This is a genomic window from Rhodococcus sp. SJ-2 (assembly GCF_053750035.1).
Genome location: NZ_CM132340.1, coordinates 4622524 through 4638511, shown reverse-complemented (window position 1 = coordinate 4638511; position 15988 = coordinate 4622524). Strand labels below are relative to the sequence as shown.

Below are 15988 nucleotides of genomic sequence, written 5' to 3'. Positions count from 1 at the left end.
CGGGGATCGTGCTGTCGGCGGGTTGCTCGGTTCGCTTACCGCAACCGGCGCGGTCCCAGGTCGAGAGGATGTTGCGATTCCGGGCCGATCCGCAAGTGCGCGTCGGTGAGCTCAGCACCGACCGGCGACGCCAGCACCGGTTCGCATACGAGCTCACGGACCTCGGGTAGGTCGTCGGCGAGCGCAGAAATGCGCTGGACGATATCGACGAGCGCGGCGCGATTGGCCGGTGCAGCATTGCGGTAGCCGGTCAGCAGCGGCGCTGCCTTGGGTGCGTCGATCAGTTCGACGGCCTCGTCCTCGGTCAGAGGCAACACCTGGTAAGCGCGGTCACCCAGCAGGTCGGAGATCACGCCTGCGACGCCGAAGGAGATCAAAGAACCGAACGAGGGGTCGTCCTGTACCCGAATCGCGCATCCGATGCCCTTGGTCGCCATCTTCTGCACATGAAGCAGCGGCTCCCCGGACACCGCAGCGAGGTCCCGGTACGCGATACGAACCGAATCGGCGTCGACGAGATCGAGCCGGACCCCGGTCAGATCGGGCCGGTGTCGCCATTGCGCCCCGGTCGCCTTGACTGCCACCGGGAAACCGATCTCGTGGGCTGCTTCGATCGCTTCGTCCTCGGTGGTCACCGACCGGAACGTGGCGATATGCACGCCGTAGCACGAGAGCAGCAACGCGGTCTCGGTGTCGGACAGGTAGCGACCGCCGGGCGTGGTGTCGAGCCAGCTGTCGACGAGGGCACGGGCCCGCTCCGGGTCGATCCCTGCGGGACGGACAACCTGTGATTGGGGGCGAGACCGCCACTTGGCGTACCGCCACGCACGTGCAAGAGCTGTCGCAGCCCGTTCCGGCCCCGGGTACGAGGGCACCGATCCCCTCGCCGGGTTGCCGTCCTCATCTCGGACCGCGAGAACGTCGGGGATGCCCTCGGTCGCAAGGAATGTCGTGACCACCGGCTTCTCCGCACCTGCCACCGCATCGCGCAGTGCTTGTGCGTAGGGCTCGACCGTCACCGCAACCGGGGGAACGAACACGGCGATGACCGCATCGATCTCGGGTGTCCCGAGCGCCTGTGCCACCGCTTCCGCGAACCCTTCCGGGGTCGCCTGCGCGCCGAGATCCACTGCGTCGGCGGGCTTGAGGCCCTGCCCTCTCGCCGCATCCACGGCGAGCACCCCGAGCGCTGTCGAATTACCCACCACCGCGACCCGCGGTCCGGCAGGCAGCGGCTGATAGCTGAACAACAACGCCGAATCGAACAGTTGCGCAATGGATTCGACCTGAACGACGCCGGCCTGCTCGAACAAATGACGCACAATTGCGTCATCCATCTCCCCTGTGCGGGCCTCGAGTACCGGAGGTACCGCATGTCGACCGGATTTGACCGCCACGATCGGTTTGCTTCGCGCGACCCGGCGGGCGATGCGCGAGAACTTACGGGGGTTGCCGAAGCTCTCGAGGTAGAGGAGTACCACCTCGGTAGCGGGGTCTGTGTCCCAGTACTGCAACAGGTCGTTGCCCGACAGGTCGGCACGGTTTCCCGCAGACACGAACGAGGACAGGCCCACTCCGGTCTTGGCGGCTTCGTCGAGAATCGCGATGCCCAACGCACCCGACTGACAGAAGAACCCGACATTGCCCGCGGCGGGCAGTATGGGGGCGAGCGTCGCATTCAGCCGGAACGCCGGATCGTTGTTGGCAACTCCGAGGGCGTTCGGCCCGATCAATCGCATCCCGTGCGCACGCGCGGCATGCGCCAGGCGGCGCTCCGCGTCGCGTCCCTCGGGCCCGGTCTCGCCGAATCCGGACGACACGACGAGTAGTGCTTTGACGCCTTTCGCGAGACAGTCGTCGAGGACCGCGTCGATCGATTCGGCGGGAACCGCGGCGATCGCAAGGTCGATCTCGTCCGGGATGTCGCGCACTGTCGGGTAGGCTCGCACTCCCCGCACCGACCGGTGCTCGGCGTTGACCGGATAGACCGGTCCGGTGAATCCGCTGCGCAGCATGTTCACCAAGACGGCGTTGCCGACTTTTCGGCTGTCGGTGGACGCACCGATCACCGCGACGCTTCCCGGACTCAAGATGTTGCGGACGCTACGAGCCTCAGCGGCACGCTCACGTGCATTGCGCACCGAGACGAGTGCCTCAGTGGGGTCGATGTCGAACTCCAACCGCACCACACCGCCCTCGAAACTGCGGCTGACCTGATACCCGGCCTCACGGAACACCGAGATCATGTGGCGGTTCTCTGCGAGGACCTCCGCAACGAAACGACGGAGTCCGTTCTCCGCGGCAGCACCGGCGAGGTGTTCGAGCAGAATGGGCCCCAACCCGCGACCTTGATGCGAGTCCGACACGGTGAATGCGACTTCGGCGGACAGACCGTCCCCCTCGGACGACAGTCCTTCGTAGCGACCGACTGCGATGATCTCGTCTCCGAGCATCGCCACGAACGCCACCCGCTTGCGATGGTCGACAACGGTGAAATTGAACAGGTCGCGCTTCGAGATCGTCGGGTACGGTCCGAAGTATCGGAGATACCGCGTCCGTTCGGACAACTTGCCGTGGAATTCGACGATCTTGTCGGCGTCTTCCGGAACGATCGGCCGTAGATGGACGACACCGCCATCGGAAGCCAGCACATCGGCAACCCAGTGGCGAGGATAATCACGCGCGACCGCGAGTGCCCGTTCGCGCTCGGGGTCGGCAGTCGCATCGGGCGTGCGAGGCGCTTCATCTCCCGCATGTGCCTGCGTGCTCTCCGAGTCAGTCACGAGGGTCCTCCGGGTCCAGTCCGAGAAGCGGGAAGCATGCGCGGCGCGTAGCGATGATCGCCGAATCGATTCGGGTCAGCGCGCGATCGAGTGACGCAACGCCGGTTTCGGGTGTACCACCGGGACCGTCCCACGCCAGATACGACAGGTCGGCCCCTTCGCCCATTTCAGTGGGAAGGTCGACTCCGGGTGCCATGGCGCCGACACGATCGCGCCAGTCGTCGGGAACCTTTGCGGTGAGGTCGATCTCACGATCGAGTGCCGCGGCGATCAGGTGTGTCCACGAACGCGGTACAACCCGGACCAGGCCGTATCCTCCCCCGCCCAATGCAAGCCAGCGTCCCTCGCAGTACCGGTCAGCGAGATCGCGCATTGCGAGATACGACGCACGTTGCCCGTCGACGGTGAGCGACAGATCGGCCAGCGGGTCTTCGCGGTGACTGTCGGCCCCGCACTGACTGATGAGGATCTGAGGGCGGAAGGCGGCGATCGCGCCGGGCACGACGGCCTGGAACGCCCGCAACCACAAGGAATCGACCGTGCCGGGTAGTACAGGAAGATTGATGGCGGTACCTTCGGCGGCACCGGCCCCGACCTCACTCGACCAACCGGTGTTCGGCCACAGGGTCGCGGGATGCTGATGAATCGAGACAGTCAGCACACGCGGGTCGTCCAGGAATGCGTGCTGGACCCCATCGCCGTGGTGAGCATCCACATCGACATAGGCGATGCGGTCGTAACCTTGATCGAGCAACCACGAGATGGCGATCGCCGCATCGTTGTAGACACAGAATCCGGCGGCCCAGTCGGCCATCGCGTGGTGCATGCCCCCGCCGATACTCACCGCTCTGCGGGTCCGGCCGGAGGCGATCTCCCGGGCAGCGGCCAGCGTGCCGCCCGCCAGTGTGGCGCTCGCCTCATGCATCTTGGGGAAGATGGGATTGTCGTCGGTGCCCAAACCGTGCGGTGTATCAGCCGGAGGTTCCGATCCGGCGGGCGCCGACCCGGCCTTCTTGACAGCATCGACATAGCCGGAGGTGTGGATGCGCAGGAGATCTGCATCGTCCGCAGGGTCCGGACGCACCGTTTCGACGCCCTCGAGCAGCCCGATGCTGTGTGAGAGCGCCATCGTCAGGTCGAGCCGGGTCGGGTTCATCGGATGGCTCGGACCCCACCGATAGTCGAGGTAATCGGGGCTCCAGACCACCACACGGTCGCCGCCCAGATGTGTCGAACCGCCTGCCGCGGTGGAGCTCGTGGTCATGAACACAGACGCTACTTGCCCGCCTCGGGTCACGCGAGCATCGGACCTCACCCACCACCTGAACGCCACGGTTAGAATCGGGCGCAGACGAAGGGGTGTGAGAGTGAAGGACCTGGTCGATACAACGGAGATGTATCTCCGGACGATCTACGACTTGGAGGAGGAAGGTGTGGTGCCCCTGCGGGCACGCATTGCCGAACGCCTCGAACAGAGCGGTCCGACGGTCAGCCAGACCGTCGCCCGCATGGAACGCGACGGATTGCTGCGCGTCGCGGGCGATCGCCATCTGCAGTTGACGGAGAAGGGACGGGATCTCGCCGTGTCCGTCATGCGTAAGCACCGCCTCGCAGAGCGGTTGCTCGTCGATGTGATTGGGCTCGACTGGGAGAATGTGCACGCCGAGGCGTGCCGCTGGGAACACGTGATGAGCGAGGAGGTGGAACGCCGACTCGTCGAAGTACTGAACAATCCGACCACTTCGCCGTACGGCAACCCGATCCCCGGGCTCGCAGAACTGGGTCTCGACAAGGCCGCCGTCTCGGACGAGAAACTGGTCCGTCTGACGGAGATTCCGAGCGGGCAGCCCACCGCGGTCGTGGTGCGCAGACTCGCCGAGTACGTCCAGTCGGATCCAGACGTGATCGCTCGCCTGCGTGAGGCGGGCGTCGTGCCCGACGCACGCGTTACAGTCGAGACGCGTCCGGGTTCGGTGATGATCACCGTCACCGGCCACAGCACATTCGAGCTTTCCGACGAGATGGCCCATGCCGTGCAGGTGAAGCAGGTCTGATGCCGGGCCTCTTCCACCGGGCCCGGTGGGCCGGTGGAAGAGGAGACCCAGCGTGAAACTTCTGGTGACCGGCGGCGCCGGTTATGTGGGCAGCGTATGCAGCACTGTGTTGCTCGAGCGCGGCCACGACGTGGTCGTCGTCGACGATCTGTCCACCGGTAACGCCGACGCCGTGCCGTCGGGCGCCGAGTTCGTTCACGGTGATATCGCCGATGTTGCCGCGGAGATACTGGGCTCCCGAGGTAGTTCACCCCGATTCGACGGCGTTCTCCATTTCGGTGCGCAATCGCTCGTAGGAGAATCGGTCGAGTTCCCGGAGAAGTACTGGCAAGGCAACGTCGTATGCACACTCGCACTGCTCGAAGCGATGCGATTGTCGGGCACGCCGCGGCTTGTCTTCTCGTCCACCGCAGCGACCTACGGTGAGCCCGAGCAGGTACCGATCACCGAGGATGCACCCACCCGGCCCACGAATCCGTACGGTGCCTCCAAACTCGCGATCGATCACGCAATCTCCTCGTACGCCCACGCACACGGGATCGCCGCGACCAGTCTGCGCTACTTCAATGTGGCCGGCGCATACCGGGGCGCCGGGGAGAATCGTGTCGTCGAGACACACCTGATCCCGCTCGTCCTGCAAGTCGCCCTTGGGCAACGCGAGCGCATCTCGGTGTTCGGCACGGATTGGCCGACCAAGGACGGCACCGCCATCCGCGACTACATCCATGTCAAGGACCTTGCCGACGCACACGTGCTGGCGCTGTCGAAGGCAACTGCGGGAGCTCATCGCATCTACAACCTCGGCAGCGGTGAGGGCTTCACCGTGCGCGAGGTCATTTCGTCGTGCGAGCGGATCACCGGACTTCCGATCGCCGCTGCCGATGCACCACGACGCGCCGGGGATCCTGCCGTGCTGATTGCCTCGAGTGCGCGCGCGATCGACGAACTCGGCTGGAAACCTGAGCACACAGACCTCGACGAGATCGTCGCGGATGCCTGGGAATTCATGCGGCACCTCGGTGATCGCGCGCACGCCGCCCGTACTTGATCATTCCGGCGGCCCGGGCGAGGGCAGCACCACGCCCAGTCGAGCAGCGATCTCGTAACCGGTGTCGGCAAGACCACGAACGGCTTCGGGACGCAGCCCGGCCTGCAACGCCTGGTCGAGGAGATCCGAAAGACGGTGTCGCGGGTTCGATTCCAGGGCCACCCCGAGCGCAACGCCCGCGAACGCACCGTCGCCTCGTACGTAGGCACTGAAGGCGACGAGTGCAGCAGCGTCGGCTCGTTCCGGATCCGGCAATGCACGAGCAAGCTCGACCCACATACGCTCGGCAATTCGCGCCTGCGTCCCCGCCGCCAATGCGAGGGTCGCGTCACGAACCGTCGGATTCGCAAGGAGTACGGCCACTTCGGCGCATTCCTGGGCGCGGAGTTGCCCTCCGTCACCGAATGCCGCGAGATGGCCGAGCAGTGTTTCGAGTTCCATTCGGTCTGCACGGGCGGAGCCGCCGGCGCGTGCAGCGCGCTCGTACGCCAGGTCGCGGGCATCGATCACATCGTCGATGCATTGACCTACTCGCCTGCGATGCTCCTGCGAGGACGGAGCAAGCAGTGCGTCGAGTTCGTCCCGCGACCGCCGGATCGGACTCCCACCGAAAACTCGTGTGGCAGCAACCACCGAACTCTCGGGATCGGGGATCGTCCCGTTCACATTGCCTTCAGGCGTGAACCACACGCGTCCACGGGCGATTTCGGGGGTGGCATGCACTCCGGCCACTTCGATGCCGGACAGTGCGAGTTCTTCGGCGAATTCCTCGACCAGACGCAATGCGGCAGCGGACCCAGGGCAGTGGGGATGGTCGAGCCTGTCGTCGACGAGCACCACCAGTACGGCGCGTGCCCCTTCGCGGACGCAAACCGTGCAGAACCGCTCGAATGCGGCGCTCATCGGTGCAGGAATCGGTTCGTCGGTCCGTGGAAGCAGGAGGTCGTGTCGCATGACGGCGCCGATCGCGTCGCTTCTCCCATCGCTGTTGGGTGATCGCTGTGCAGGAGAGAGGCTCAATACGAGAATCGAGCGCGCCGGATGGAAGCCGAGCATGGCGGGCACCGCTGCGAGCAGTTCGCCGATGTCCGACAGATGCAGTGGCTGCGAGGATGAGGTCGATGCGGTCATGCCCAGCACGATCCATGGTCGCGGCGACCGAAATCGGGCCTCGGACGTGGAATCCGCAAATCTGTGGATGGATGAGGCGGTTGTGGACAATCCGGGCAGCGCAACCTCGTGCCAGGCGATGACACAGCAGGCAGTGTCATCGCAGACTGTTAAGGTCCGGCCGCGAGAAGTCCGCAACGCCCTTCACGAAGCACCTCGCTCAACCTCCGAAGGCATGCACCACTGCATTGTGGAAGACGATGTCCAGGGCATCGCGGTCGACCTCACGCCGGTCGAAGGTCATATAGGTCACCAGGACCCTGGCATCTCCGAGCTGGGCACCACGGGTCTCCATCGACTGGATCAGCTGGCGATCGTCTCCCGAAACCACCGTGCGTGTGTACGCGAGGGTCCGGACGCCCCCCATCGGCGGAAGCGGTTTCGGCGCGGCGACGGTGGTGACGGTGGCGGTCACCCCCCTGTGAGTGGCATCGACCTCGCCGCACTCTCCGAGGTGCTTCCTCAGTTCGGGGAGTTCGGGTGCCGGAACGACCACCTCGACACTGATGGTGGCCCGTCCGTCCTCGGAGGTTCCCACGGCCATCGCGGTTCCGTCGGGGCCGTAATTCTGCGGGAGCGGGAGACAGCCGGGCGGTTCCACCTTCGCGCCGACAGGGATCCCTGCCAGGTCCGGTGCGGCCTGCGCCACTGCAGAGGGAGGCAGCGTCACCGCCCGGTACGAGGCGGGGAACTCCCCCGGGGGCAGCAGAAGCGCAGTAGGCAAGGACCGGTCCAGCGCGGGGTCGGAGATCCCGGACACGTCGATCGCCCGCGAGGCGGTTTCGGGCATCGCGGTGCCTGCCACCGTCGTCGAGCACCCTGCCGCGGTGGCGATCAGCGCCGCGCACATGACCACGCGACCGACGTACCGGTCGCGCCGCCGACGAACTGCGTTCACGGCCACCCGAACCTCCGCTGTTCCCGTTCATCGGGGCAGAACACCCCGTCGAGCGCTGTTCTCGGTTCAATTAGACTCGAACACCACCATGCCACGCCGGTGCGCCACCGGGCAGAAGGCTATGACGACGTGATCGGAGTGGTTCGGAAATGGACGAACAGTCCCGGATGTACGAGCTGGAGTTTCCCGCGCCTCGATTGACCTCGGCCGACGGGCAAGGGCCCGTGTTGGTGCACGGGCTGGAGGGCTTCTCCGATGCGGGACACGCTGTGCATCTGGCCACCACCCACCTCCGGGAGCAGCTCGAGACGGAGGTCGTCGCTTCCTTCGCCATCGATGAACTTGTCGACTACCGTTCGCGGCGGCCCATGATGACGTTCGAATCAGATCACTTCTCCGAGTACGCGGCACCCGAACTCAACCTGTATGCGCTCGTCGACAATGCGGGCACTCCGTTCCTGTTGCTCGCAGGTACCGAGCCGGACCTGAAATGGGAGCGCTTCATCACGGCGCTCCGCATTCTGGCGGAGCGATTCGGGGTCCGACGCACGATCGGCCTGAATTCGATACCCATGGCGATTCCCCACACCCGCCCGCTGGGTGTGACCGCCCATTCGACGAACAAGGATCTCATCGCTGATCATCACCGGTGGTCCGGTCAGCTGCAGGTTCCGGCGGGCGCGTCGTCTTTGCTCGAGTTCAGGATGGCTCAGCACGGACACGAGGCTGTCGGATTCTCGGTGCATGTTCCGCACTATCTGGCGCAGACCGACTACCCCGCTGCCGCCGAGTCGCTGTTGATCAACGTCGCGGAGGTCGGGAATCTCGATCTTCCGCTCGGAGCGTTGGGGGAGGCTGCCGCGCGCGTTCGCGAGCAGGTCGACGAGCACATCGAAGGCAACGAGGAGGTGCTGTCCGTCGTGCGCGCGCTCGAACGCCAGTACGACAGCTACGTGGCTGCCCAGGAGCAGCAGTCCACTCCCCTGCCGACCGATGAAAGCCTGCCCAGCGGGGACGAGCTGGGGGCCGAGTTCGAACGATTCCTCGCCGAGTACGAGCGCAAGGACGGTGACACGGACTCCGAGTCCTGACCTGCGAGTCCTGACCTGCGGCTCCGAGACTCTGCAGGAATCGACTCGATAGGAATCGACTCGGTAGGAATTCGGTACGGCCGGTTCGGGTACGGCTCGGTAGCGCTGCAGCCGCGTTACATACCGGTCACGATCCTCATTGCCGACGTCACATACAGAAAGTATGCTCGCCCGGCATGCAAGGGTAGGCAAGCAAGGATCAACTCCCGAGCCAGATCGGAGACCGGCCGGCTGCAACCCGTGGACACGGCAGGAGAGACTGATGGCTACATCGCGACCGCGTACATTGCGCCCGGTTCCCGATACGGAACCACGGATGGTCTTCCGGACCGTTCACGGATACCGGCGCGCCTTCCACCTCGCAGGCAACGGTCCGGCCCTGGTGTTGATCCACGGTATCGGCGACAATTCGTCCACCTGGCTCGACGTCATTCCCCATCTTGCGAAGAAGTACACGGTCATCGCCCCCGACCTGCTCGGCCACGGCCGTTCCGACAAGCCTCGCGCCGACTATTCCGTCGCCGCATACGCCAACGGTATTCGCGACCTGCTCTCGGTTCTCGGTGTCGAACGGGCCACGATCATCGGTCACTCCCTCGGTGGCGGGGTTGCAATGCAGTTCGGCTACCAGTTTCCCGAGATGGTGGAACGGCTCGTGCTCGTGTCGTCCGGTGGCGTAACCAAGGACGTCCATCCGGCACTGCGGCTCGCGTCCCTGCCCGGGGTGAGTGAACTACTCAGACTGCTCAGAATTCCCGGGGCAGTGCCGGCGGTCAGGATCGTGGGCACCGTCCTCGGTCATATCCACGGCTCGCCGCTACGGCCCGGAGCTCTACTCCACGACACGAGCGATCTCGTGCGGATCCTGTCCGGTCTGCCGGACCCGACCGCATACGAGGCATATCTGCGCACTTTGCGTGCGGTGGTCGACTGGCGTGGTCAGGTGGTGACGATGCTCGATCGTTGCTATCTCACCGAGGATGTCCCGGTGCAGTTGATCTGGGGTGATCAAGATGGTGTGATCCCCGTCGGACACGCACACCTCGCGCACTCGGCCATGCCCGGGTCGCGACTCGAGATATTCCACGGTTCGGGGCATTTTCCGTTCCGAGACGACCCGATCCGGTTCCTGCGGGTGATCGAGGACTTCCTCGATTCCACAACGCCGCTGAAGTTCGACGAGGAGCAGTGGCGGCAGCTGCTGCTCACGGGACTGCGCGAATCCCGCATCACCGGTGGCCCGGCGACACGCACAGCCGTCCTCGGCGCAATGGGATCGGACGAACGCAGCGCGACGTAGAGCCGGCCGGCGTTCCGACTAGCCTGGAACGGTGCTGCTTCCGGATCTGATACCCGACACTGTCGACGACGACTCCCTTTTCGACGCGTTCACCTCCTGGACGACGGACCGGGGTATCACGCTCTATCCGGCGCAGGAGGAAGCGTTGATGGAGCTCGTCTCCGGCGCCAACGTGATCCTTGCGACCCCCACCGGCTCGGGGAAGTCGATGGTCGCGCTCGGCGCTCATTTCCACGCATTGGCCACCGGAAAGCGGACCTTCTACACCGCACCGATCAAGGCGCTCGTGAGCGAGAAGTTCTTCGCATTGTGCGATGTGTTCGGTGCCGACCTCGTCGGGATGATGACCGGCGACGCGTCCGTCAACGCTGGAGCTCCGATCATCTGCGCGACCGCCGAGATCGTCGCCAATCTCGCGTTGCGCGAGGGAGCGAACTCCGACATCGGCCAGGTGGTCATGGACGAGTTCCATTTCTATTCGGAGCCCGAACGCGGCTGGGCATGGCAGGTACCGCTCGTCGAACTTCCGAATGCGCAGTTCCTGCTCATGTCGGCGACACTCGGCGACGTCACGTTCCTGAAGAACGATCTCACGCGGCGAACCGGGCGGCCCACCGTTGAAGTTTCGGGTTCGGAACGCCCTGTTCCCCTGACCTTCTCGTACTCTCAGGTACCGATCGGCGAGGCCATCGAAGAACTGGTCTCCACCCATCAGGCCCCGGTCTACGTGGTGCACTTCACACAGGCCGCCGCACTCGAGCGGGCACAAGCCCTCACCAGCGTCAACATGTGTTCCAAGGACGAGAAATCAGCCATCGCCGATGCCCTGGGCGGATTCCGGTTCACCACCGGTTTCGGCAAGACACTCTCACGGTTGGTCCGGCACGGAATCGGCGTTCACCACGCGGGCATGCTGCCCAAGTACCGGCGATTGATCGAGAAGCTCGCGCAGGACGGCCTCCTCAAGGTGATCTGCGGCACCGACACTCTCGGCGTCGGCATCAACGTGCCGATCCGCACGGTTCTGCTGACAGGGCTGACCAAGTACGACGGCACCCGCACGCGGCAGCTCAAGGCACGGGAGTTCCACCAGATCGCGGGGCGTGCCGGACGCGCAGGCTACGACACTATGGGAAGCGTCGTAGTCCAGGCACCCGAGCACGAGATCGAGAACATCCGCGCACTCGCCAAAGCCGGTGAGGATCCCAAGAAACGACGCAAGGTGCAGCGCAAGAAAGCACCCGAGGGTTTCGTATCCTGGGGACAGGGCACCTTCGACAAGCTCATCGCCGCGTCGCCGGAGCCCTTGCAGTCCCGGTTCGCGGTGAGCAACTCGATGCTTCTCAACGTCATTGCGCGACCCGGCAACTGCTTCGACGCGATGCGTCACCTCCTCGAGGACAATCACGAACAGCGGCCCGCGCAACGAAAACACATTCTCAAAGCGATATCGCTGTACCGCGGTCTGTTGCAGGCAGGGGTCGTGCAGCAGCTCGACGAGCCTGATAAAGACGGACGCATGGCGCGCCTGACGGTCGATCTGCAACGCGACTTCGCACTGAATCAGCCGCTGTCCCCGTTTGCACTGGCTGCGATCGAGCTGCTCGACATGGAATCGACCACGTACGCGCTCGACGTGGTGTCGGTGATCGAATCGACCCTCGACAACCCCCGTCAGATCCTGATGGCTCAGCAGCATGCGGCACGTGGCGAAGCGGTCGCCGAGATGAAGGCCGACGGCATCGAGTACGACGAGCGGATGGAACTGCTCGAGGAGGTCACCTGGCCCAAGCCCCTCGTTGAGCTCCTCGAGCCCGCATTCGAAACCTACCGTGGTGGCCACCCATGGGTCTCCGAGTTCCCCTTGTCCCCGAAGTCCGTCGTGCGCGACATGATCGAGCGCGCGATGACATTCGCGGAGCTGGTCAGCCACTACGGACTGGCGCGGTCGGAAGGCCTGGTACTCCGGTATCTCGCCGACGCGTACCGGGCGCTGCGGCAGACAGTTCCCGATTCCGCGCGCACCGAGGAACTCGAGGACATCGCGGAGTGGCTCGGCGAGCTGATCCGGCAGGTCGATTCGTCACTGCTCGACGAATGGGAGTCGCTCACCAACCCCGGCGCAGAATCCGACGATCAGCAGATCGCGTTCGGTGCCGATACACCGCGACCGCTCTCGGCGAACACTCGCGCGTTCCGGGTGATGGTGCGCAACGCGATGTTCAAGCGCGTCGAACTCGCATCACGACGTCGCTGGAACGATCTTGCCGAACTCGGTGACGGCCTCGACGCGGAAGACTGGTCGGACCTGCTCGAGCTCTACTTCGACGAGTACGACGAGATCGGCACCGGCCCCGATGCGCGCGGACCGTTGTTGTTCTCGTCCGAGATGGGCTCCGAAGTGTGGCGCGTGCGCCAGACGCTTGCGGATCCGCAAGGTGATCACGGTTGGGCACTGATCGGGGAAGTCAACCTCGCCGAGTCGGATGCCGCCGGTGAGGTCGTCTTCGACGAGTTCGAGATCGTCGAAGGCTGAGAGCGGGGGACGGGACCGGTACCCTGGTTCCGGTGAACGATGAGCCCGCTGCGGCGTTTCGCCTGTCCTACGTCCCCGGCGTGACCCCGGCCAAATGGGTTCGGGTGTGGAAGGAACGGATTCCGGACGTACCGATCGAGCTGGTTCCCGTCGATTCGACCTCGGGGGCGGAGTGTGTGCGGGACGGGACGGCGGACATCGCGCTACTGCGGTTGCCGCTCGAACGTGACGGACTTTCGGTGATCACCCTCTACACGGAAACCTCCGTGGTGGTCGTGCCGAAGGAGCACGCGATAGCCGTCGTCGACGAGGTGTCGGTGTCCGACCTTGCAGACGAGACCGTGTTGCATCCCCTCGACGACGTGCTCGATTGGGTGAGCCTGCCCGGGGAGGAGGCGTTCGAGCGCCCCGCAACCACCGAGGACGCGATATCGCATGTCGCGTCGGAGGTAGGGGTACTCGTGACACCGCAGTCGCTCGCTCGTCTGCATCATCGTAAGGATCTGACGTATCGTCCGGTCGCCGATGCCCCTCAGTCGCAGGTGGGTCTCGTATGGCTCACCGACCGCACTACCGAGCACGTAGACGAGTTCGTCGGTATCGTCCGGGGCCGCACCGCGAACAGTTCCCGTGGGAGGCAGGATCCTTCCGGAACCGACGCCGCATCCAATGCCTCGGGTAAGCGTCGCGGCGAGCGTCAGGGTTCACAACCGAGGAAGATTGTCGGCGACAAGAAACCCAGGTCGCGCCGCGGCGCCACCGGACGCGGCAAGAACACAGGCCGTCCCAACCGCCGACGCGGCTGATCAGATTTCTCCGCAGCGCAGCCGATCAGCCGATGACCCGGGACTGCGGCGGGGCCTGCGACCGCAACACATCTGCCAATGCCCGGTAGTCGTCTGCGCGCGCGCTCGACGCCCGGAAGACCAGTCCGACGGTGCGTCCCGGTTCGGGGGCGGCGAAGTGGGCCACGGCCAGGTCCCCGCCCGCCGTTTCCACCGGCACCGCCGAGGCGGGCACGAGCGTAACGCCGAGACCACCTGCGACGCACCGCACGACAGTGGCAAGCGACGTTGCCCGTGTGTCTCCGGCATCAGGCCGGGCATCGACCGATCGGCACAGATCCAGGGTCTGGTTCCGGAGGCAGTGACCTTCGTCGAGAAGCAGGAGTGGAAGCTCGTCGAGGATAGACAGTGGAAGATCGGTTCTGCCTGCGAGGTGATGATCAGCGGGAACAACCAGGATGAAATCCTCGATGTACAAAGGGATCTCCACGACTCCCGCCACTTCGGACGGCAGAGCGAGCACTGCGACGTCCAGTGTGCCCGAACGGAGCGAACCGAGGAGCCGGGCCGTCTGATCCTCGATCACGTGCACTGCGAGATTGGGCATGCGCGTGCGAAGTTCGGGCAACAGGCCGGGGAGAAAGTAGGGCGCAACCGTGGGAATCAGCCCGATCCTCAGCGGGCCCGAGAACCCGTCGGAGACGCCCGCAGCCGCGGCGACGAATCCATCCGCGGCGTCGAGAATCGCTTTGGCCTGGGCGAGCAGTCTCGCGCCCGCGGGGGTCACAAGCACACGACGCGTGCTCCTCTCGATCAGTTGCACCCCGAGACCGTTCTCGAGCGAGGCGAGACCCTGCGACAGTGTGGGTTGGCTCACATTCAAACGCGCTGCGGCCGTGCCGAAGTGCTTATATGTGGCGACGGCCACGAACGCACGCAGCTGTGACAGGGTCGGGTGATAAGTCTGATCGGACACGCCTATCAGTATAGTGCGAGCCATCACCTTTACCTTTTGAAATTTTTCCGGCAGGATGAATCTCGTACCGGAGAACGATCCCTCGGGAACGTCCGGTAGCGCACAGACCCACGTCATCGGGCGTGGTGTGCGTGATCGACTCGCTTGTTCACGAGACACCAACGAGAGGACCGAAAATGGCATTGCTGACCATCGGCGATCAGTTCCCCGCTTTCAACCTGAAGGCCCTCATCGGCGGCGACCTGTCGCAGGTCGACGCCGCCCAGCCCGACGACTACTTCACCACCATCACCAGCGATGACTACGCAGGCAAGTGGAAGGTCGTCTTCTTCTGGCCGAAGGACTTCACCTTCATCTGCCCCACCGAGATCGCCGCGTTCGGCAAGCTGAACGAGGAGTTCGCGGACCGCGACACGCAGGTCCTCGGCGCCTCCGTCGACAACGAATTCGTGCACTTCCAGTGGCGTGCACAGCACGAGGATCTCAAGACCCTCCCCTTCCCGATGCTCTCGGACCTCAACCGTGAGCTCGTCTCGGCCACCGGCGTCCTGAACTCGGATGGCGTTGCCGATCGCGCCACCTTCATCATCGACCCGAACAACGAGATCCAGTTCGTGTCGGTCACCGCCGGTTCCGTCGGCCGCAACGTCGACGAGGTCCTCCGAGTCCTCGACGCCCTGCAGTCCGACGAACTGTGCGCGTGCAACTGGAAGAAGAACGACCCGACCCTCAATGCAGGTGAGCTCGTCAAGGCGGCGCTGCAGTGAGTGTCGACAACCTGAAGAACGCTCTCCCCGAGTACGCGAAGGACCTCAAGCTCAACCTGAGTTCGCTCGCACGCTCGACCGAGCTCAACGAGCAGCAGCTGTGGGGCACGTTCCTCGCCGCCGCGGCCGCGACCAAGTCCGCGACCGTGCTCACCGAGATCTCGGAGGAAGCCGCCGACGTCCTGTCTGCGGAGGCGTACAACGCCGCGCTCGGCGCAGCGTCGATCATGGGCATGAACAACGTCGCCTACCGGGCCAAGGGCTTCCTGGGCGACGAGTACACCCAGGTGCGCATGGGCCTGCGGATGAACATCATCGGCAGCCCCGGAGTGGAGAAGTCCGACTTCGAGCTGTGGTCGCTGGCAGTGTCCACGATCAACGGATGCCACGACTGCACCGCAGCGCACGACAACGTCGTCCGCAAGGAGGGTCTCACCAAGGAGCAGGTCTGGGAGGCCGTCAAGGTCGCCGCGACCCTCCAGGGCGTGGCCCAGGCGATCACCGCCAGCGAGATCCTCGCCGGCGCCAACGCCTGATCTACTGCATCACCGAGAAGGGATCCCTCCGCGGAGGGGTCCCT

13 protein-coding genes are annotated in these 15988 nt (G+C 64.9%); 8 read left to right on the top strand and 5 right to left on the bottom strand.

Annotation, left to right across the window (positions count from 1 at the left end; genetic code table 11):
* Positions 1 to 35: 35 nt before the first annotated feature.
* Both ACSYG9_RS21740 and ACSYG9_RS21735 read right to left on the bottom strand, forming a co-directional pair.
* On the bottom strand, positions 36 to 2783 hold the full coding sequence (locus ACSYG9_RS21740) for a GNAT family N-acetyltransferase (protein WP_440124438.1): 2748 nt from the start codon (positions 2781 to 2783) through the stop codon (positions 36 to 38).
* Positions 2776 to 4047, bottom strand: coding sequence for an acetoin utilization protein AcuC (locus ACSYG9_RS21735; RefSeq protein WP_440124437.1), 1272 nt, complete (start codon positions 4045 to 4047; stop codon positions 2776 to 2778). Before ACSYG9_RS21735 ends, ACSYG9_RS21740 begins: the two co-directional genes overlap by 8 nt.
* Before the next feature lie 103 nt (positions 4048 to 4150).
* Here ACSYG9_RS21735 and ACSYG9_RS21730 point away from each other — a divergent pair, with 103 nt between their 5' ends.
* Together ACSYG9_RS21730 and galE are read left to right on the top strand one after the other, a co-directional pair.
* On the top strand, positions 4151 to 4837 hold the full coding sequence (locus ACSYG9_RS21730; RefSeq protein ID WP_440124436.1) for an iron dependent repressor, metal binding and dimerization domain protein: 687 nt from the start codon (positions 4151 to 4153) through the stop codon (positions 4835 to 4837).
* A 52-nt stretch (positions 4838 to 4889) separates the two neighbouring features.
* On the top strand, positions 4890 to 5885 hold the full coding sequence (gene galE / locus ACSYG9_RS21725; protein ID WP_440124435.1) for a UDP-glucose 4-epimerase GalE: 996 nt from the start codon (positions 4890 to 4892) through the stop codon (positions 5883 to 5885).
* Here galE and ACSYG9_RS21720 read toward each other — a convergent pair whose 3' ends face one another.
* Positions 5886 to 7016, bottom strand: a complete 1131-nt coding sequence (locus ACSYG9_RS21720; protein WP_454839883.1) for a DUF4192 domain-containing protein — start codon at positions 7014 to 7016, stop codon at positions 5886 to 5888. It lies immediately after the preceding gene.
* Positions 7017 to 7215: 199 nt separating this feature from the next.
* The gene (locus ACSYG9_RS21715; protein ID WP_454839881.1) at positions 7216 to 7959 is read right to left on the bottom strand and encodes a DUF5642 family protein; all 744 of its coding nucleotides are present in this window, start codon (positions 7957 to 7959) and stop codon (positions 7216 to 7218) included.
* Between the two features lie 143 nt (positions 7960 to 8102).
* Here ACSYG9_RS21715 and ACSYG9_RS21710 point away from each other — a divergent pair, with 143 nt between their 5' ends.
* The 4 genes from ACSYG9_RS21710 (at position 8103) to ACSYG9_RS21695 (ending at position 13686) form a co-directional block, all read left to right on the top strand.
* The gene (locus ACSYG9_RS21710) at positions 8103 to 9044 is read left to right on the top strand and encodes a proteasome assembly chaperone family protein (protein ID WP_440124432.1); all 942 of its coding nucleotides are present in this window, start codon (positions 8103 to 8105) and stop codon (positions 9042 to 9044) included.
* 262 nt (positions 9045 to 9306) lie between these two features.
* Entirely contained in the window at positions 9307 to 10344 is a 1038-nt protein-coding gene (locus ACSYG9_RS21705) for an alpha/beta fold hydrolase (protein WP_454839879.1), read from the top strand.
* A gap of 31 nt (positions 10345 to 10375) precedes the next feature.
* Entirely contained in the window at positions 10376 to 12880 is a 2505-nt protein-coding gene (locus ACSYG9_RS21700) for a DUF3516 domain-containing protein (RefSeq protein WP_440124430.1), read from the top strand.
* Positions 12881 to 12912: 32 nt separating this feature from the next.
* On the top strand, positions 12913 to 13686 hold the full coding sequence (locus ACSYG9_RS21695; protein WP_440124429.1) for a LysR substrate-binding domain-containing protein: 774 nt from the start codon (positions 12913 to 12915) through the stop codon (positions 13684 to 13686).
* 25 nt (positions 13687 to 13711) lie between these two features.
* Here the strand turns inward: ACSYG9_RS21695 and ACSYG9_RS21690 are convergent, their stop codons facing one another.
* The gene (locus tag ACSYG9_RS21690; RefSeq protein WP_440124428.1) at positions 13712 to 14641 is read right to left on the bottom strand and encodes a LysR substrate-binding domain-containing protein; all 930 of its coding nucleotides are present in this window, start codon (positions 14639 to 14641) and stop codon (positions 13712 to 13714) included.
* A 176-nt stretch (positions 14642 to 14817) separates the two neighbouring features.
* Here ACSYG9_RS21690 and ACSYG9_RS21685 point away from each other — a divergent pair, with 176 nt between their 5' ends.
* Together ACSYG9_RS21685 and ACSYG9_RS21680 are read left to right on the top strand one after the other, a co-directional pair.
* The gene (locus tag ACSYG9_RS21685) at positions 14818 to 15408 is read left to right on the top strand and encodes a peroxiredoxin (RefSeq protein WP_169688797.1); all 591 of its coding nucleotides are present in this window, start codon (positions 14818 to 14820) and stop codon (positions 15406 to 15408) included.
* Entirely contained in the window at positions 15405 to 15944 is a 540-nt protein-coding gene (locus tag ACSYG9_RS21680) for a carboxymuconolactone decarboxylase family protein (protein ID WP_440124427.1), read from the top strand. The genes ACSYG9_RS21685 and ACSYG9_RS21680 overlap by 4 nt, the downstream gene beginning before the upstream one ends.
* Positions 15945 to 15988: the final 44 nt, after the last annotated feature.

Excerpts from the sequence above, each read along its gene's own strand:
- ACSYG9_RS21710 (WP_440124432.1), top strand. The coding sequence starts at position 8,103 with ATGGACGAACAGTCCCGGATGTACGAGCTGGAGTTTCCCGCGCCTCGA.
- ACSYG9_RS21720 (WP_454839883.1), bottom strand. The coding sequence starts at position 7,016 with ATGACCGCATCGACCTCATCCTCGCAGCCACTGCATCTGTCGGACATC.
- ACSYG9_RS21735 (WP_440124437.1), bottom strand. The coding sequence starts at position 4,047 with ATGACCACGAGCTCCACCGCGGCAGGCGGTTCGACACATCTGGGCGGC.
- ACSYG9_RS21705 (WP_454839879.1), top strand. The coding sequence starts at position 9,307 with ATGGCTACATCGCGACCGCGTACATTGCGCCCGGTTCCCGATACGGAA.
- ACSYG9_RS21685 (WP_169688797.1), top strand. The coding sequence starts at position 14,818 with ATGGCATTGCTGACCATCGGCGATCAGTTCCCCGCTTTCAACCTGAAG.